Genomic DNA, 16,600 nt, shown 5'->3' on the forward strand with positions numbered 1-16,600 from the left:
CCGTCTGCCTCATCCTCACTGCCCGGCGGCGATGCCGGCGTCGGCGAAGGTGGCCATCTCGGCCAGCACCCGCGCGGAGCACTGTACCAGCGGCAGCGCCAGGGCGGCTCCCGTCCCCTCACCCAACCGCAGACCAAGATCAACAAGCGGTCGCAGGTCCAGGTGTGCCAGGGCGGCCGTGATCCCGGGTTCCAGTCCGGCATGGCCAGAGATCAGGTAGCCCTTGGCCTCCGGTGCCAGTGCCACCGCCACGCAGGCGGCGGAACAGGCGATCACCCCATCCAGGATCACCGGCACGCGGCGACTCGCGGCGGCCAGGATGAACCCTGCGATCGCCGCCTGTTCCAGCCCACCCACGGCCGCGAGCACGCCCACCGGATCACTCGGGTCAGGGGAGTGCATCGCCAGGGCCTGCTCCAGCACCTGGGTCTTGTGGGCCAGCATCGCGTTGTCAGCGCCGGCTCCGGGGCCGGTCACCGAGACCACGGGTTGTCCACTGAACACCGAGATCAGCGCGGCCGAGGGGGTGGTGTTGCCGATGCCCATGTCCCCGGTGAGCAGGCAATCCGCGCCCGCGTCGATGGCCTCAAGACCGGCCTCGATCCCGACCTCCAGGGCAGCGACCGCCTCCTCGCGCGACATGGCCGCACCGACGCTGAAATCTGCCGTGCCGCGCCGGACAGTGCGCGTCCGCACGGCCTCGTGGGGTTCGTAGTCGGTGGCGACTCCCACGTCGGTGATCATGACCCTGGCCCCGACCTGACGCGCCAGGGCGTTGATGGCCGCCCCGCCGTGGGCCATGTTCGCCAGCATCTGGACGGTCACCTCCTGCGGCCACGGCGTGACACCCTGGGCGCAGATTCCATGATCACCACCGAAGACACCGATGACCGCCTGCTGTGGAATCGGTGGCGGACACTGCCCGCTGATCCCCGCGAGCTGGATGCTGACCTCCTCCAGGAGCCCCAGGCTGCCGGGGATCTTCGTCAGCTGGTTCTGCCGTTCCGTGGCCTCAGCGATCAGGCTGGCGTCGAGCGGAGGGATGGCGGCGAGGGTGTTGGCGAGGAGAGCAGTCATCGGGGGTCCTTTCGGGGGGTCCTACCGGAGGGTGGTGTTGGATGGGTGGGGTGATCCTGATTCTGGGTGGTACCGCTGAGGGCCGTCAGCTCGCTGCTGCGCTGTCCGAGCTGGGCTGCCCGGCGGTGCTCTCCCTGGCGGGACGCACGCGGGCCCCCCTGTCTGAGGGGCCGGTGCGCACCGGAGGCTTCGGCGGGGTGGAGGGATTGCGCAGCTACCTGCGCACGCAGGCGATCAGCCAGGTCGTGGACGCGACCCACCCCTTCGCCGAACAGATGACTCGACATGCAGTCAGTGCCTGCGCGGCCGAGGGGGTGCCCCTGCTGCGGCTGGAGCGTCCCAGTTGGGGGCAGCATGTGGACGCGGGCCGCTGGCACTGGGTGGATGACCACGCGCAGGCGGCCAGCCTCTGCGCCGCGCTGCCGGGGCCGGTACTGCTCACCGTCGGACGGCTGCACACCGGCGACTATGTGGATGACCTGGGTGGACGTCGCGTGGTGGCCCGGGTGGCCGAGGCTCCCGCCCTGGACCTGCCGGCTGCCTGGACCCTCCTGTGTGCGCGCGGTCCCTTTGACCTGACCGGGGAGCGGGCCCTGATGCAGCACTACGGGATCCGCGTGCTGGTGACCAAGGATGCCGGGGGCGCCCACACCGATGCGAAGCTGCAGGCGGCTGCCGAGGGCGGGGTGGACGTCGTGATCGTGCGTCGGCCGCCGACGCCCTCGGGGCTCCTCACAGTCTCCACGGTGTCGGAGGTTCTGCAGGCCCTCCAGGCACCGGCCGGCTGACGGGGGCCAGCCAGCGCCGGTCCTGGGTGGGGTCACTGTCCGCCATCCTGCGGAGCGGCTCCGTCCGATGCCTGGGCGGAGTGAAGGTGGAGAGCGGTGACCTCCCCGATCACGACGATCGCCGGTGGGACGACATCCTGGGCCGCCACCGTCGCCGCGACTCTCCCCAGGGGGGCGAAGAAGGCCTCCTGGCCCGGCAGCGAGCCGTCGCTGATCACCGCAGTGGGGGTTTGCGCGGGCAGGCCTGATTCCAGCAGCCGTTCGGTGATCTGGGGGAGGTACTTGATCGCCATGAGCAGGACAAGAGTCGTGTTGGCCCTGGCGAGGGCCGCCCAGTCGACGCTGCTGCGGGGGTCATCGGGGGGCACATGCCCCGAGACCACGGTGAACCCCTGCACCATCGAACGATGCGTCACCGGCACCCCGGCGAGCGCGGGCACCGAGACCGCCGAGGTGACCCCGGGGATGACTCGGACAGGCACTCCGGCGGCAGCACAGGCCAGCCACTCCTCCCCGCCCCGGCCGAAGACGAAGGCGTCGCCCCCCTTGAGCCGAACCACCCTGCGCCCGGCCCGCGCCTGTTCGATGAGGATCTCGTTGATGCGCTCCTGCGGGGTGAAGGGGCCGCGGGGGACCTTGCCCACGTTGACCAACTCCGGCTTCGATTCCAGGTCGTGGAGCACCGACACCGGACCGAGTCGATCATGGACGATGACGTCAGCCTCTTCGAGGGCGTGCAGACCGGCGACGGTGATCAGGTCTGGATCCCCGGGGCCGCCGCCAACCAGGACCACCTCACCGGGACGCAGCGGTTGGCGAGCTGAGCGGGTCATGCATCCTCCTTCAGCCCGGCGATGGTCTCGACCAGGCGTTGATTCACTTCAGGCGACCGCGCGGCCAGGCGTAGCCAGGTCGGGCCGAGACCGGGAAAGGTCTCCCCTCGGCGCACGGCGAAGCCGCGCTCGGCAAGCGGTTCACGCAGGGACGCCGTGCTGATCGAGCGGGTGTCGACGAGCACGAATGGCGCGCGTCCGGGGACCGTGGGAAGCCCACTACGATGCAGGCGTGCCACGAGGTCGCGGCGCTGGTGGGCCGCCTCTCGGGCGAGGCGATCCGCCTGCTGGTTGGCCTCCGCACTCAGGCAGGCGACGGTGGCGGCCAGCGCCGGGCTGGAGACCGACCATGGGGGTTGCTGGCGGGCCAGCAGTTCGATGAGGGCGGGGTCCCCGACGACATAGCCGGCGCGCAGGCCCGCCAGCGACCACGTCTTGGTCAGCGACCGCAGCGCCAACCGCCCCGACATATCCGGGGCGATGATCGACTCCGGCGCCCCGACGAGGATGTCGAGGAAGGCTTCATCGACCACCAACACCCCGGCGTCCAGAGCCAGCAGCTGATCGAGAGGGTGCAGCACGCCGGTCGGGTTGGTGGGATTGCCCACCACGATCAGGTCCGCGTGGGGCACGAGCGCGCCCTGCAGTTGAAAGCCGTCCGCGGCAGACAGCAGGTGGCGAACCGGTCGGTGGCCGGCAGCCAGCAGTGCCGCTTCGGGCTCGGTGAACTGAGGGTGTACCACCAGGGATCGCCAAGGGCGTCCTCGGGTCGACCCTCCGGCAGGCGGAAGCGCTCGCGCCACCAGCGTGAACGCCTCGGCAGCACCGGCGGTGGGCAGGACCATCTCCTCACCCACCCCGTGATGGCGTGCGATCGCGGCGCGGGCGGCGCGGGGGTCGGGGTAGCTGCCCCAGTCCAGGTCAGCGAGGATCTGTTCCAGCAACCACTGCGGTGGCCGAGAGGCTCGGACGTTGACCGCGAAGTCGACCAGCCCCGCCGCAGCGTCCTGATCGCCGTGATGCCACAGATCAGGGTCGGCGGCCAGGCGTTGGTGGGCATGCTGGTGAACTGCGTTGATGAAGCGCTGGGCCAGCTGCGGGTGCCCGGCCCAGTGCACATGCAGATAAGACGCGTGCAGGCTCGGCGTCGCGACCCCCTCTGCTCGTCCGTCAAGCTCCCAGGCGGGCAGGAGACCGGTCCGGTCAGCCAGGGTGGTGCGATGGAATTCGTGGCCGGTGACGGTCTCACCGGCGCGGCCGAGCAACGAGTCGCGAGGTGCGGTGGCTCGGCGGTAGCCCATGGTCAGTTTCGGCCCCATGGCGGCAGTGGTGGGAATCGCCCCCACCATCGGCTCACCCTCGACCCGCTCGCACAAGTAGAGCAGCCCTGCACATTCGGCCACGGTGGGCAGGCCCTCCCCCACTCGACGGGCGATGTCCTCGCGCAGGCTCTCATTGTTGGCCAGGTCAGTGGCGTGAACCTCGGGGAAGCCGCCTCCCAACCACAGCCCCGAGATGTCGTCTGGCAGACGGGTGTCCTGGAGGGGATCCACGACGACCGGCTCGCATCCACCGGCGAGCAGTAGCTCGTCGGTTTCCGGGTAGCGGAAGGTGAAGGCTCGCCCTCCGGCGATCGCAACCCGTGGACGGCCGGCGGGGGGCCGTCCGGTGGCGCTCGGCGGCGGCTTCACCGCGAGGCAGGGATCCCACACCTCGCCCTGACGGGCCGGAGCCGACTGCGCCACCTCCAGGATGGCTGCCAGATCCAGGTGGTGGGAGATGACCTTCCCCATGGTGCGGATACCGGCATCCGTCCTCTCGGCGGCAGGCACCAGCCCGAGGTGGCGTGAGGGGGCTTCGATCTCCAGGTTGCGCGGAAGGAGTCCCAGCACCCGCACGGGCTCACCACCGGGTCCGTGCACCTCGCTGACCGCCTCACAGACCTCGGACGCATGGCGTTCGCTGCCCACCTGGTTCAGGACCACGCCAGCAATCCGGATCCGGGGATCGAAGCCAGCCATGCCGGCAACTACGGCGCCCACGCTGCGCGAGCTGTGACGTACGTCAACCACCAGCACCACGGGGGCGTCCAGGAGTCGCGCGATGTGGGCGGTCGATCCCTCGCCGCGGCTGCCCAGGCGTCCGTCGAAGAGCCCCATCACGCCCTCGACCACGGCCACATCGCAGTCGCGACTGCCGTGGAGGAACAGGGGGAGGACAAGGTCCTCAGGGCAGAGAATCGGGTCCAGGTTCCGGCCCGGACGCCCGGATGCGAGGCTGTGGTAACCGGGGTCGATGTAGTCAGGCCCCACCTTGAAGGGCGCGACGCGGTGCCCGGCGGCGGTGAGGGCGGCCATCAGCCCAGTGGCGACGGTGGTCTTTCCCTGCCCTGAGGCCGGGGCTGCGATGACCACCCGCGGGGGGAGGGGGGCGGTCACCATTCGATGCCCGCCTGCCCCCGCTGGCCGCGATCGAAGGGGTGAGTGATCTTGGTCATCTCGGTGACCAGGTCGGCCAGATCCAACACCACCTGCGGGCAGCGGCGTCCGGTGATGACCACGTGCTGGGTGCCGGGCCGCTGCCGCAGCACCTCGACGACTTCTGCCGGGTCGATCCATCCCCACGCCATCGGATAGGTGAATTCGTCGAGCAGCCAGAAGCGGTGGCGTTCCTCGGCCAGGCCCTGCCTGATGTGGGCCCATCCCTCCACGGCCGCCTGCTCGGCATCTGCCTTGTTCTCTGGCCCCCGGTTGGCGCGGGTCCAGCTCCAGCCGGTGCCCATGCGCTCCCAGGTCACCTCGCCGCGTCCGCTGTCAGCGAGCACCTTGAAGGCGTCCTGCTCTCCGCTGTGCCACGCGGCTGACTTGACGAACTGGTAGACACCCACCGACCAGCCCTGGGCCCAGGCGCGCATCGCCATCCCACAGGCAGCGGTGGTTTTTCCCTTCCCCTCGCCGGTGTGCACGATCAGCACCGGGCGAAGCCGTCGTTCGCGGGTGCTCAGGCCGTCCTGGGGGACGACGGGGGTCGTTCCGCGGCTCATGGCCGGGCGTGGGGGGTCAGCATTCGTGCCTCCTCGCAGGTCCGCGCCTGCATCGGGTGGGCCAGGCCTGGTGGCATGGCAGGTTGGGCTCGAAAGTCCTGACTCGCGACCTGGTCGCTCACAGTGGCGGGACCGTTCCGGATTCGCACCGGTATTCCATCTCGCCCAACGAGTCCATCCTTCCACAGGGCATTCCCGGGGCCGGAGGGGAGCCCACCAATTCTGGCTAGGATCGCAGGGTGATCCATGACCCCGACTGCACCGTGTTCGGACGCGCCCCGGGGCTGCCCGATGACCTCTTCGAACACGACGGCCTCATCACGAAGCGGCATATCCGCGCCACCGCCGTGGGGCACCTGCGTCCGCTGCCGGGGCAGTTGCTCTGGGATGTGGGCACCGGAGCAGGCTCCATCGCCATCGAGTGGTGTCGCGGCGCTGACGGGGCCCGAGCCATCGGTCTGGAGCGCAACCCGACCCGGGCCGGGCGAGCTCGCGCCAATGCGGCCCGACTCACCCCCGCAGGCAGCCTGGAGGTCCGCGAGGGCCCGGCAGCGGAGGCGCTCGACAGCCTCCCTGCCCCCGATGCTGTCTTCGTGGGGGGAGGGCTGAGTTCAGCGGTGCTGGACAGGGCCGTGGCGCGGATTCGTCCCGGAGGGCGAATCGTCGCCCATGGGGTCACTGTGGAGGCCGAGTTGGTCTGCGCCCAGGCCCATTCCCGGTGGGGCGGTCAGCTCAGCCGGATGCAGGTCGAATTGGGCGAGCCGTTGGGATCGCTGCAGGGCTGGACGCCTGGGCGCACCGTCATCCAGTGGTTCCTGCAGCGCTGATCCCGAGGCGGGCAGCCACCTGGGCGGCCGTGCGAGGCAGCGTGCCCTCAAGGGTCAGGCCGGCGCAGCGCATCATCTGCACCTGCCAGGGCGGACGCAGCCTGGCCCGGGCCAGGAGGTCCTCCTCGCCCAGCAGCTCGATGCCACCCTCACGCACCTGGTGGTCGGCGACGACGGCCACCCGGTCGGCCCAGGCGAAGGCCAGGTCAACCTCGTGGGTGGCCAGCAGAATGGCGGTCCGCAGGCGGGCGAGGGCGTCCAGCAGTTCGGTGACGCCCGCCGGGTCCAGGCCGGCCGTGGGCTCGTCCAGCAGCAGCACTTGCGGGCGCATCGCCACGGCCCCGGCGATCACCACCCGCTTGCGTTCGCCATAGCTGAGCTGGTGGGTGGGGCGCTCGGCCAGGTGCTCGATGCCGAGCAGGGCCAGGGAATCGGCGACCCGTTGGCGGACGGTTGCCTCGTCCAGCCCAAGATTCAAGGGGCCGAAGGAGACGTCCTGGGTGACATCGGCACTGAACAGCTGGTCATCCGGGTTCTGCAGCACGAGCTGGACGCGGGCGCGGTGGGCGCGTAGAGCGGCCTTGTCGTGGCGCAGCGGGGAGCCGTCGACCAGTACCTGCCCCGACTGCGCTGCCATCGCTCCCGACAGACAGCGCAACAGGGTGGTCTTGCCCGAGCCGTTGGCGCCCAGCAGGGCCACTCGCTCACCGGGGTGAAGGCTCACCGAGGCGCCGGCGAGCACCGGCGGGCCACCCGGAAAATGAGCCTGTAGAGCCTCGGCCTGCAGCAGTGCGGGGGTCATGTCAGTCTCCATCCGAGGTTCGCAGTCCAGATCGCCACCAGGACCAGGATCGTCGTGGCCAAGAACCGTGTGCTGCGGGCACGGTGGGGGGTGAGGGTGGGCAGGGTCTCCTCGTAGCCACGAGCTTCGAGTCCCTCCTGCAGTCGGCGCGCACGCTCCCAGGAGGTCAGCATGACACTGCCCATCGTGGCGGCGGTGACCTGCCAGCGTCGGCGGAAGCTGGCCTGGTCCACCAGGCGTGCCTTCTGCGCCTCGCGAATCGCGAACGTGGTGCCGAGCAGGAGGAACAGCAGTCGGTAGGTCAGGTTGGCCAGTTCCAGCAGGGGGTCGGGGATGCGCAGGCCGCGCATCCACCCGAGCAGGTCCACCATCGGAGTGGTGGTGGCCAGCAGTACCAGGGCCAGGGTGCCGGAGAGGCTGTGGGCGGCCAGGGTCCCGGAGCGCACGAGTGACTGGTGCGTCACCCGGAGTGGCATGCCCCGGTCGAATCCGTGCCATTCCAGTGCGACCGGCAGCGTCCCGATCAGGACGAAGACCACCGGTGCTGTCAGCGCACCAAGCACGAGACGGGGGCGGATCTGCGCAGGACCGAGCATGCAGAACAGCGCCACGATTCCGACCAGGATGCACCCCGGCCACGGTGGGCTGAACAGGGCCGTGAGGATCAACCCGACGCTGAACAGGGTCTTCTCCTCCACACGAAGACGCCGCCAGGGGCTGGCCCACGCGGCGTCGTCAATCGCGACATGATGCAGGCTCATTGCTGCAGGTTTCTCGCCAACCGGGGCTACTGCTGCGTGACGCGGCGCCCGCGCAGGTTCCCCAGGGCGAAGCCGAGGGCGCCGGCGCCGAGGGCCGCCTGCAGCGCGAACAGACCGGATTCGATCTCGCCGCTTCCGGGCGTGAACACTGGCTCGAACCACGGTTCCACCCCACGATCCTCAAGGATCTGGGTGACAACCGAGTCCGTACCGGCGAAGGCTTCGCCCTCGTCACTGGTCCTGGGAGCCAGGATGACGCTGAACGCGAACACGGCGACTAGGGCAAGGACCAGCAGGAGGCTCACCCAGGGCTTCATCCGCGGGCCGGTGGGGGCGGAGGGCGCGCGCTCGGCGGGCGCGTCCTGCACTGTGACCGCCGGGGGAGGGGGGCTGACAGTCGACCGATGGGTGGCCGGGGGATTGAGGTTCTCAGGCATGGGTCGCCTCCTTCGCGGACAACACGCCGAGGCGGAACAGGTCAGCGGCGGCGACTCGGCGCAGGAATCCAAACAGCAGGACGCCGATGATTCCCTCACCGATGGCCAGTGGGATCTGGGTGAAGGCAAAGACACTGAGGAACTTGCCCGCGGCGCCCATCAGGCCCGTTTGTGGATCGGGGTAGGCGATGGCCAGCTGCAGGGCGGTGACACAGTAGGTGGCGAGGTCGGCGATGGCCATGCACACAGCCACGGCGGCCCACCACGGTGCCTTGACCTTCCTCAGCAGCACGTAGCAGCCGTACCCGGCCCACGGCCCGGCAACGCCCATTGAGAAGACGTTGGCGCCCAGAGTGGTCAATCCTCCATGGGCCAGGAGCAGGGCCTGGAAAAGCAGCACCAGGGTGCACAGAAAGGCCATCACCGGGGGCTTGAACAAGATCGCGCCGGCACCGGCCCCCGTGGGGTGGGAGGAACTGCCGGTCACCGATGGCAGCTTGATGGCTGACAGGACGAAGGTGAAGGCGCCGGCTGCCGCCAGCAACAGTTTGGTCTCTGTGGATTCACGCGACAGCCGTACGACCTGGCGGGCGCCGTGGATGACGAAGGGTGCGGAGACGGCGAACCAGATTCCGGCCTGCACCGGGGGCAGAAAGCCCTCTGCGATGTGCATGGATGGTCCTTTCTCGGGATTGCGCGTCCCGACAGCGGGCGAGGGGCCAGTTCCTGACTTTCCGCAGCTTCCTGGTGGAGCCTGCGGACCACAGTGGCGCGACCGTCCCGGACAGGTGTTCCCGGGGTTCCTGGCGTGTCCCTCTCAGATGTGGAGTTCTGCTCCCAAGAATCCCATTCCGGTCATCGCCACCCTCGGCGGGGTGGCCCAATTGCGCCGGATACGGTGGGACCGTGACCACGAGCTACCTGCGCACCGGCCCCGACATCTACGAGGAATCCTTCCGGATCATCCGCGCCGAGACCGACCTGAGCCGCTTCCCCGCCGATGTCGCCCGGGTGGTGGTTCGTATGATCCATGCCGCCGGGGACACCACTATCGCCGAGGACGTCGCCTTCAGCCAGGGAGTGGTGGACGCTGCCAGTGCAGCCCTGCGTGGCGGCGCGCCGGTGTTGTGCGACTCCTCCATGGTCGCCACCGGCATCATCCCCTCCCGGCTGCCGGCTGACAATGACGTCGTCTGTCTGATCAAGGACCCCGAGCTGGCCCGGGTCGCTGCTGCGAAGGGGATCACCAAGACGATGGCGGCCGTGGACCTGTGGTTGCCCCGCCTCGAGGGTGCTGTGGTGGCCATCGGGAATGCGCCCACAGCCCTGTTCCGTCTGCTGGAGGTGGTCGCCGACAGGGGCGTGCGTCCAGCGGCGGTGATCGGCATCCCCGTTGGGTTCGTGGGTGCTGCCGAGTCGAAGCAGGCACTTGTCGACAGCCCCCTGGGCCTGGAACACCTGGTGGTCCGGGGACGCCGCGGGGGAAGCGCCATGACGGTCGCGGCGGTCAATGCGATGGCATCCACCGATGAGCGAACCAACACCTCCCGTCAGGGGAACTGAGCCCGGCGCCGCTGGGGGGCGCCGAGGTCAACTGGAACGGTCCGGGCTGCGGACGGGCTGGACCACCGGTGCCTGCGCCACTGCGGCGGCGACTGCTGCCTGGCAGGCGCTGCTGACCGGTGAATTCCCGGACCCGGTGACCGTCACGCTGCCTCAAGGACGCACTCCGTCCTTCGCGCTCACCCGCGAACTGCTCGAGCCGGGTCGCGCCATGGCGGCGGTCACCAAGGACGCCGGCGATGATCCCGACGTCACCCATGGCGCGGTGATCCGAGTGGAGGTGCGACACGGGCTCCCGGGGAGTGGTGTGGTCTTCCGCGGCGGCCCTGGGGTGGGGCGGGTCACCCTGCCAGGCCTGCCGCTGGCGGTGGGGGAACCCGCGATCAACCCGATGCCGCGCCAGATGATCACCGAGAACCTGGCCCGGGTGAGTGCGCAGCGGGGGGCGTCCTGTGATGTGGTCGTCGAGATCAGCGTGGAGGAGGGTGCCGAGCTGGCCCGACATACCTGGAACCCGCGCATCGGGATCGTGGATGGCATCTCGATCCTGGGTACCACCGGCGTGGTGGTGCCCTATTCCTGTTCCGCCTGGATCGACAGCATTCGTCGCGGAGTGGACGTGGCCCGTGCCGCGGGGCTGCAGCACCTGGCCGGATGCACCGGCTCGACCTCCGAGCGGGTCGCCACCAGCCTGTTCGGGCTGCCCGAACTGGCCCTGCTCGACATGGGCGACTTCGCCGGGGCCGTACTGAAGTATGTCTCCCGCCACCCGGTGGCGCGGCTCTCGCTGGTGGGCGGTTTCGCGAAGCTGTCGAAGCTGGCCAATGGTCACTTGGACCTGCATTCCCACCGGACCCGGATCGACACCACCCACCTGGCCGACATCGCTGCCTCCGGCGGTGCCGATGAGGCCTTGCGCGACCAGGTGCGCGCCTCCGCCACTGCCATGGGCGCCCTCCAACTCTGCCTGGAGCAGGGCATTCCACTGGGAGACCTGGTGGCCGCACGGGCCCGTCAGGAGGCCATCGCCGTGCTCAAGGGAGCTCCGGTGACGGTCGATGTGGTGTGCATCGACCGCGCCGGGACGGTCGTGGGTCTCAGCCCGGGGGCCTGAGCCCTCGGTGGTTGCTCAGGCCTGCGTCTGAGTCGGCACCTCGGTCTCGTCATGGGGTTGGAGCAGCGCGTTGATCTCGTCACGAATCGCCCGGGAGCGCTTCGGTTCCCGGTTGCTGAGCACCGCCACGGTCGCGCCCTTGACCCGGCAGGTGGCTGCGGTCCACGCCGAACCTCCCCAGGCATCATCGACCCGGACGCAGAAGGTGTGCCGCTGCTCGGCCTCTCGCGCGACCCTCTCGTTGGTGTGCGGGTCGTCAGTGGAAGCCATCACGTACCAGGCACCCTCAAGGTCGCCCTCCTCGTAGCTGCGGCGCACCCACTCGATCGCCCCGGTCTCTGCCAGGTGCGTCAGGGAAGTGGAGGCCTTCGGCGAGACCAGCCGGACGCGGGCGCCGGCCTCCAGCAGCTTCGGGACGCGGCGTGAGCTGACGGTTCCGCCACCCACCACGACCGTCAGTCGACCCTCCAACAGCAGGCCCGCCGGATAGGTGGGGGAGCCCTCCAGCCGTCGGTCGGGACGCATCTCGCGGTATCGCTCGATCACGACCGAGGCGAGTTCTTCACAATCTCCGATCACCTCGGCCAACCGCACTTCGACCTCGGGATGCTGCTCGGCGAAGGCCTGGGACTGTTCCCGGGTCCAGGTACGCAGGCGGCCGGGGAACATCCAGTGGCCCATCACCACCACCTTGTCCGCACCGTCGCGGGCCACCCGTTCCAGGGTTTCGGGCAGGCGGGGGGTGGTGACCTGGATGAAGCAGGGCTCGACCACCTTCCAGCCGCCGACCTCCTGGTGCATGCGGGACAGCCGGACGTGGTCGGCATTGGCCTCGGGCACCACGGCCCCGCGCCCGACCATGACCACCGTCGTCTCGGCACGGGACCACTCGCCGCGGGCTTCCTCCAGCCGCCGGTCCACCGCAGCCATCAGCGCCGGGGCCGGCCCCAGGTGGCGGGCGTAGTCGAAGGAGACCCCGGGGAAGCGCTCCAGGGCCTCATCGATGAACCCGGGGATGTCGGCTCGAACGTGATTGCCGGTCCCCAGCATCAGCGGGACCACCACCACCCGCCGACCGGCCCCGCCCGGCACGGCATCGGGGGCGGGCTCGGGCAGGCGTGCGGCGGCAGCAATGAGCGCCTCGGTGACCGAGGGCTCGCAGAGCTCGACGAAACCGACACTCACGTCGATGTCCGGCAGCAGGGCGGCGACCCGTGCGGTCAGGTCTCGGGCCACCTGCTCTCCGGCGGCATCGCGGGTGCCGTGGGCGGCGATGACGAGGGGTGCAGACATTAGTGGACCTCCTGGGTCTCGGTATCGGTCGCGGGCATCCAGTGGTAGTCGCGCGGGGTGACGATGCGACGCTCACCGTCCCCGGTGGTGACGAAGCGGGTGGTGGAGGAGCCGATCACCACCAGCGAGTTCATGTCGACCCATTCGGGTTGGAACTCGGCCAGGGTGCTCATCACCACCTTCTGTCGAGGACGGCAGGCCTGTTGGACCACGGCCACGGGCGTGGTTGGCGGCCGGTGGCCGGCCATGATCTCCAGGGCGCGGGGCAGGTGCCGGGTGCGACTGCGGCTGCGTGGGTTGTACAGCGCGGTGACCAGGTCGCCCTCGGCGGCAGCCTGCAGGCGGCGTTCGATGTCATTCCAGTCGGTGTGCAGGTCCGACAGCGAGATGGTGGCGTGGTCGTGCCCCAGCGGTGCGCCCAGGATGGCGGAGACGGCCAGTTCGGCGGTCACCCCCGGCACGATCTGCACCTCGATGCCGTCGGTGCCCTGCTCCAGCACCGGGGAGGCCATCGCATAGATCGCCGGGTCACCACCGCAGACCAGGGCCACGTTCTCCCCCTGGCGCGCCGCCTCGATGGCGGCGGCGGTGCGAGCCTCCTCGGTGCCCATCTTGGACGCCATGATCCGGGTGCCGGGCCGGGCCAGGTCGCGAATCTGCTTCACATAGGGGCCATAGCCGACGATGAACGTGGCCTGGCGCAGGTGTTCGATGGCGCGGGGGGTGAGCAGGTCTCGTGAGCCGGGGCCCAGGCCGACGACGCTGAGGCGGCCGCGGGCCGGCAGGCGTCCGATGGCGCAGGTGGCATCACTGTTGTGCTGCTTGGGCACCAGCAGCCTCGCACCCCGGGCGAGCACGGAGGCCTCCGCAACCGACGGCGTTCCGACATGGTCCCGGACCAGGTCACTGGGCGTGGGGACTTCCTGCGCGGCCAGCTCCTCGGGCGTGAAGTCGACCAGCGGGACCCCCAGCTGGTGGACCAGCTGCAGTAGTCCGATCTCGCCGGCCTTGAGGTCGACGGTGGTGATGGCGGCCACCGACTCGAGGGCCAGGTGGTTCTCGGCCAGCGTCTGTTCCAGCAGCTCGCGCAGGGTCTCCACCGGGGTGCCCCGGTTGCAGCCCATGCCGACGACCAGGCTCTTCGGGTGCAGCACCACGGTGGGCAGGTCGCTGGGAGGAACCACGGTCTGGTCGGTGACCACGATCCGGGCGACCGGGTCGGCGGCCGCGGTGGAGACGGTGGCCGGCAGCGGTGGCATCGGCCAGGGCTGCGCCTTCTCCACCAGTACCGGACGTTCGTCGATGATGGCGCGGGTCACGCCGGCCACATCGCCGGAATAGGGCCAGCCCAGGGTGTCCAGAGCGGGCAGGTTCAGGGCGTCGGTAGCGGTGGTCAGCACCGCGGTGGCACCGATGCCTTCGGCGATGCGGCGGGCCAGGTCGTTGGCGCCACCGGCATGACCACCGACCAGCGGGACGGCGAAGCGTCCAGCCTCGTCGACGACCACCACGCCGGGGTCGGCCTTCTTGTCGGCGAGGAGGGGAGCGAGCAGCCGCGTGGTGGCTCCAAGGGCCAGATGGCTGACCAGCAGGTCGCATTCCTGCCAGGCGGTGGGAAGGTTCTCTCCCACCATCCCGTCGTAGCGGCGCGAGACGATGCCCAGGGCATGGTCGATCTGGTCGGCATGGCGGCGGGCCGCCGCGGAGTTCACCAGCTGGCCGATGATCGGGGCCTGGTCATCGGTTTCGAACCGATCCTCGGCCTGGTCGGGCAGGCCGGCGTGCTCGTTGGCGGTTTCGGGCTCTGGCGCTGGTCGCGCGATCAGACTCGGATCATCGGGAGAACCGTCGAGCACCAGCACCACATGCGGATCGAGCACATCGGTCAGTGCGCGGGCCTGTTCGCCGGTGAGGATGCGGAGGCGCTCATCGTCCTCCCCGAGGCGTTCGGCCAGCACATAGGTGCGCTCGATGTCGGCCAGCGCGGTGGCAATCTCGGCGATGCCCTCTCCTCTGCCGGTCAACACCGCGACCTTCCGGTTCTCGCGGCAGGCCTGCAGGGCGGTTTCCAATGGCTGGCCATGTGCGGAGGCCATCACCGCGTCATCCCAGGGCAGGGCCACCCGGGCGAAGGCGGCTGCCACCGAGCTCACCGCAGGCAGCACCTTCACCTCGAAGCCCTCCAGTCGCAGCCGACGCAGCACGCCGTGGAAGCCGGGGTCCCCGCTGGCCAGCACCAGCGCGTCCTCGCCCTCGGGCAGTTGGTGCAGGCGTTCCAGGGCCGGGCCCAGGGGGCCGAGCACGACCCGCCGTTCCTCGGGGACGCCGAGGGCGTCCAGGTGGCGGCGTCCCCCCAGGACCAGGGCGCAGCGTTCGGCCAGGTCACGGGAGGCAGGCTGGATCTCGCCCAGGTAGCCGTGGATGTGGATCATGCTCGCTCCTCCAGGTGGTTGGGGTGGCCGGTGACGGGGCCTGCGCCGTGGCTGCGCAGTTCCTGCTGGGCATCGGGGTCTGCTTTGCGGTACTCGTGGCGGAATCCGGGGTGGTAGAGGTGGCTGCGGCTGCCCTGGGGGTCGGCGGCCAGGGCCGGCCCGACCAGAACCACGGTGTGCTTCCAGAGCTTGTGCTCCCGCATCGTGGCGGACAGTTCGGACAGCGGGCAGCGCATCATCATCTGCTCAGGCCAGGAGACGCGGTAGCCGACGATGCACGGGGTCTCGGGCGGATAGCCGCCGGCCAGCAGCTCTTCCTGCAGTTGCTTGTTGCGGGCCGCCGACAGGTACAGCGCCATCGTGGCGCCATGGGCGGCGAAGGAGCGCACTGTCTCTCGAGGCGGCATGGGGGTGCGTCCGCCCTCGAGGCGGGTGAGGATCAGTGACTGGGAGACCTCGGGCAGGGTGATCTCGGCGTTCATCGCCGCCGCCGCTGCGGAGAAGGCCGACACGCCGGGCACCGTCTCGATCTCCAGTCCCAGGGGCCGGCAGATCCGCACCTGTTCGGCGGTGGCGCCATAGATGGAGGGGTCCCCGGTGTGCACTCTGGCGACCAGCAGGCCTTCCTCGGCGGCCCGACGGTAGTGCGCCTCGGTCTCCTCCAGTGCCTCACCGGCGGAGTCGACCAGGACCGCGCCGGGCTTGTGGTTCGCGACGATGCCGGGGTGGACGAGGCTGGAGGCCCAGATGATGATGTCGGCCTGGGCGATCACCTGTGCCCCGCGCACCGTGATCAGGTCCGCAGCACCGGGCCCGGCCCCCACGAAAACCACCTTGCCGCTCACAGTCGACCTCCTGTTCCCTCACGTCGTGCGGGCGCGAGAACGGTGCTGAAGTAGGGCGCCTGCTGCCCCTGCGCCAGCTCTTCGGTGCGGAGGAGTTGCTCGTCCTCCATGCCCAGCTGAATCCCGAGGACGCCCTCGCGCTGGTGCTCGTGCAACACCTCCACGACGTCACCGATGCGGCGTCCACCCTTGTAGGCGACCACGGTGTCGACCGTGTCGAGGATGCGCCCGAGGGTCTCCAGACCGGCTGTCACCGGAACCAGGGCCAGGGTCTCGGTACCCTCCACCAGCGGGGTGCCGCTGGCCGACGCCAGGGCCTGCATGGCGGTGATACCGGGAACGGTCTCGACCTTCACGTCCGGCAGCTGCTCCAGGACGTGCGCGGCCAGGTAGCTGAAGGTTGAGTAGACATTGGGGTCGCCGACCGTGGCGAAAGCGACCAGGCGGGCGCCGCCGCCGAACGCCTCCACGGCGGCCTCGGCGGAGGCAAGCCAGGACTCCTTGCGGCGGGTGCTCACCCCGGAGCGGTCGGCCATCGAGAAGGGGATCGGGCGGATCGCGTCGCCGGCGGCGGGGCAAACGGTTCGCACGATGATCTCCGCGCGCCCCATGCCTGCCCTCGTGGAGGCCTCGGTGGCGGGCACCAGCACCACGTCGGCCTGTTCCAGTGTGCGCAGTGCTTTGAGTGTGACCAGCTCAGGGTCACCGGGGCCAACGCCCAGGCCCACCAGTCGTGGGGACGCATCAATGAGGGCCATGGTGGCGCCTTCCCGGGTCTCTCGCCC

Annotated in this window: 16 protein-coding genes and 1 riboswitch; of the genes, 4 read left to right on the forward strand and 12 right to left on the reverse strand. The window is 70.0% G+C overall.

Annotated features, from left to right (window positions below; translation table 11 throughout):
* Nucleotides 1–15: 15 nt before the first annotated feature.
* On the reverse strand, nt 16–1,077 hold the full coding sequence (gene cobT, locus M3G03_RS03500; protein ID WP_259808123.1) for a nicotinate-nucleotide--dimethylbenzimidazole phosphoribosyltransferase: 1,062 nt from the start codon (nt 1,075–1,077) through the stop codon (nt 16–18).
* A 50-nt stretch (nt 1,078–1,127) separates the two neighbouring features.
* On the opposite strand from cobT, the gene M3G03_RS03505 reads away from it, so the two are divergent.
* A complete protein-coding gene (locus M3G03_RS03505; RefSeq protein WP_259808125.1) occupies nt 1,128–1,865 on the forward strand; it encodes a cobalt-precorrin-6A reductase in 738 nt (245 codons plus the stop codon).
* Between the two features lie 32 nt (nt 1,866–1,897).
* Here the strand turns inward: M3G03_RS03505 and cobA are convergent, their stop codons facing one another.
* Genes cobA through cobO form a run of 3 tightly spaced genes read right to left on the reverse strand, consistent with a single transcriptional unit; the run spans nt 1,898 to nt 5,741 of the window.
* Complete coding sequence (cobA, locus tag M3G03_RS03510) at nt 1,898–2,698, reverse strand: uroporphyrinogen-III C-methyltransferase (RefSeq protein ID WP_259808127.1); 801 nt, start codon at nt 2,696–2,698, stop codon at nt 1,898–1,900.
* On the reverse strand, nt 2,695–5,139 hold the full coding sequence (locus tag M3G03_RS03515; protein WP_396121867.1) for a cobyrinate a,c-diamide synthase: 2,445 nt from the start codon (nt 5,137–5,139) through the stop codon (nt 2,695–2,697). Before M3G03_RS03515 ends, cobA begins: the two co-directional genes overlap by 4 nt.
* Nucleotides 5,133–5,741: a cob(I)yrinic acid a,c-diamide adenosyltransferase gene (gene cobO / locus M3G03_RS03520; protein ID WP_259808130.1), complete on the reverse strand. Its 609-nt coding sequence runs from the start codon at nt 5,739–5,741 to the stop codon at nt 5,133–5,135. Before cobO ends, M3G03_RS03515 begins: the two co-directional genes overlap by 7 nt.
* 72 nt (nt 5,742–5,813) lie before the next feature.
* Nucleotides 5,814–5,935, reverse strand: a riboswitch (cobalamin riboswitch).
* A gap of 45 nt (nt 5,936–5,980) precedes the next feature.
* Here cobO and cbiT point away from each other — a divergent pair.
* The gene (cbiT, locus tag M3G03_RS03525) at nt 5,981–6,568 is read left to right on the forward strand and encodes a precorrin-6Y C5,15-methyltransferase (decarboxylating) subunit CbiT (protein WP_259808132.1); all 588 of its coding nucleotides are present in this window, start codon (nt 5,981–5,983) and stop codon (nt 6,566–6,568) included.
* Here cbiT and M3G03_RS03530 read toward each other — a convergent pair.
* From M3G03_RS03530 to M3G03_RS03545, 4 genes are read right to left on the reverse strand one after another with little or no spacing between them, the layout of a single operon-like run.
* Nucleotides 6,543–7,370: an energy-coupling factor ABC transporter ATP-binding protein gene (locus M3G03_RS03530; protein ID WP_259808135.1), complete on the reverse strand. Its 828-nt coding sequence runs from the start codon at nt 7,368–7,370 to the stop codon at nt 6,543–6,545. The genes cbiT and M3G03_RS03530 overlap by 26 nt on opposite strands.
* On the reverse strand, nt 7,367–8,131 hold the full coding sequence (cbiQ, locus tag M3G03_RS03535; RefSeq protein WP_259808137.1) for a cobalt ECF transporter T component CbiQ: 765 nt from the start codon (nt 8,129–8,131) through the stop codon (nt 7,367–7,369). Before cbiQ ends, M3G03_RS03530 begins: the two co-directional genes overlap by 4 nt.
* Nucleotides 8,132–8,157: 26 nt before the next feature.
* A complete protein-coding gene (locus tag M3G03_RS03540; protein WP_259808139.1) occupies nt 8,158–8,568 on the reverse strand; it encodes an energy-coupling factor ABC transporter substrate-binding protein in 411 nt (136 codons plus the stop codon).
* Nucleotides 8,561–9,241, reverse strand: coding sequence for an energy-coupling factor ABC transporter permease (locus M3G03_RS03545; protein ID WP_259808141.1), 681 nt, complete (start codon nt 9,239–9,241; stop codon nt 8,561–8,563). The genes M3G03_RS03540 and M3G03_RS03545 overlap by 8 nt, the downstream gene beginning before the upstream one ends.
* A 233-nt stretch (nt 9,242–9,474) precedes the next feature.
* Here M3G03_RS03545 and M3G03_RS03550 point away from each other — a divergent pair, with 233 nt between their 5' ends.
* Together M3G03_RS03550 and M3G03_RS03555 are read left to right on the forward strand one after the other, a co-directional pair.
* On the forward strand, nt 9,475–10,131 hold the full coding sequence (locus tag M3G03_RS03550; protein WP_259808143.1) for a precorrin-8X methylmutase: 657 nt from the start codon (nt 9,475–9,477) through the stop codon (nt 10,129–10,131).
* A complete protein-coding gene (locus tag M3G03_RS03555) occupies nt 10,097–11,245 on the forward strand; it encodes a cobalt-precorrin-5B (C(1))-methyltransferase (protein ID WP_259808145.1) in 1,149 nt (382 codons plus the stop codon). The genes M3G03_RS03550 and M3G03_RS03555 overlap by 35 nt, the downstream gene beginning before the upstream one ends.
* Before the next feature lie 15 nt (nt 11,246–11,260).
* On the opposite strand, the gene M3G03_RS03560 is transcribed toward M3G03_RS03555, so the two are convergent.
* From M3G03_RS03560 to cobI, 4 genes are read right to left on the reverse strand one after another with little or no spacing between them, the layout of a single operon-like run.
* The gene (locus M3G03_RS03560; protein ID WP_259808148.1) at nt 11,261–12,538 is read right to left on the reverse strand and encodes a CbiX/SirB N-terminal domain-containing protein; all 1,278 of its coding nucleotides are present in this window, start codon (nt 12,536–12,538) and stop codon (nt 11,261–11,263) included.
* Nucleotides 12,538–14,970, reverse strand: coding sequence for a precorrin-3B C(17)-methyltransferase (gene cobJ / locus M3G03_RS03565; protein WP_259808151.1), 2,433 nt, complete (start codon nt 14,968–14,970; stop codon nt 12,538–12,540). The genes M3G03_RS03560 and cobJ overlap by 1 nt, the downstream gene beginning before the upstream one ends.
* Entirely contained in the window at nt 14,967–15,815 is an 849-nt protein-coding gene (gene cobM / locus M3G03_RS03570; protein ID WP_259808152.1) for a precorrin-4 C(11)-methyltransferase, read from the reverse strand. Before cobM ends, cobJ begins: the two co-directional genes overlap by 4 nt.
* On the reverse strand, nt 15,812–16,573 hold the full coding sequence (gene cobI / locus M3G03_RS03575; RefSeq protein WP_259808153.1) for a precorrin-2 C(20)-methyltransferase: 762 nt from the start codon (nt 16,571–16,573) through the stop codon (nt 15,812–15,814). The genes cobM and cobI overlap by 4 nt, the downstream gene beginning before the upstream one ends.
* Nucleotides 16,574–16,600 lie beyond the last annotated feature (27 nt).

This window comes from Aestuariimicrobium sp. p3-SID1156, from assembly GCF_025144225.1.
Classification (GTDB): Bacteria; Actinomycetota; Actinomycetes; order Propionibacteriales; family Propionibacteriaceae; genus Aestuariimicrobium.

What these genes read in the sequence shown, in the direction of transcription:
- cobT (WP_259808123.1), bottom strand. Translation starts at nt 1,077, where the DNA reads ATGACTGCTCTCCTCGCCAACACCCTCGCCGCCATCCCTCCGCTCGAC.
- cobA (WP_259808127.1), bottom strand. Translation starts at nt 2,698, where the DNA reads ATGACCCGCTCAGCTCGCCAACCGCTGCGTCCCGGTGAGGTGGTCCTG.
- M3G03_RS03515 (WP_396121867.1), bottom strand. Translation starts at nt 5,139, where the DNA reads ATGGTGACCGCCCCCCTCCCCCCGCGGGTGGTCATCGCAGCCCCGGCC.
- cobO (WP_259808130.1), bottom strand. Translation starts at nt 5,741, where the DNA reads ATGAGCCGCGGAACGACCCCCGTCGTCCCCCAGGACGGCCTGAGCACC.
- M3G03_RS03530 (WP_259808135.1), bottom strand. Translation starts at nt 7,370, where the DNA reads ATGACCCCCGCACTGCTGCAGGCCGAGGCTCTACAGGCTCATTTTCCG.
- cbiQ (WP_259808137.1), bottom strand. Translation starts at nt 8,131, where the DNA reads ATGAGCCTGCATCATGTCGCGATTGACGACGCCGCGTGGGCCAGCCCC.
- M3G03_RS03540 (WP_259808139.1), bottom strand. Translation starts at nt 8,568, where the DNA reads ATGCCTGAGAACCTCAATCCCCCGGCCACCCATCGGTCGACTGTCAGC.
- M3G03_RS03545 (WP_259808141.1), bottom strand. Translation starts at nt 9,241, where the DNA reads ATGCACATCGCAGAGGGCTTTCTGCCCCCGGTGCAGGCCGGAATCTGG.
- M3G03_RS03555 (WP_259808145.1), top strand. Translation starts at nt 10,097, where the DNA reads ATGAGCGAACCAACACCTCCCGTCAGGGGAACTGAGCCCGGCGCCGCT.
- M3G03_RS03560 (WP_259808148.1), bottom strand. Translation starts at nt 12,538, where the DNA reads ATGTCTGCACCCCTCGTCATCGCCGCCCACGGCACCCGCGATGCCGCC.
- cobJ (WP_259808151.1), bottom strand. Translation starts at nt 14,970, where the DNA reads ATGATCCACATCCACGGCTACCTGGGCGAGATCCAGCCTGCCTCCCGT.
- cobI (WP_259808153.1), bottom strand. Translation starts at nt 16,573, where the DNA reads ATGGCCCTCATTGATGCGTCCCCACGACTGGTGGGCCTGGGCGTTGGC.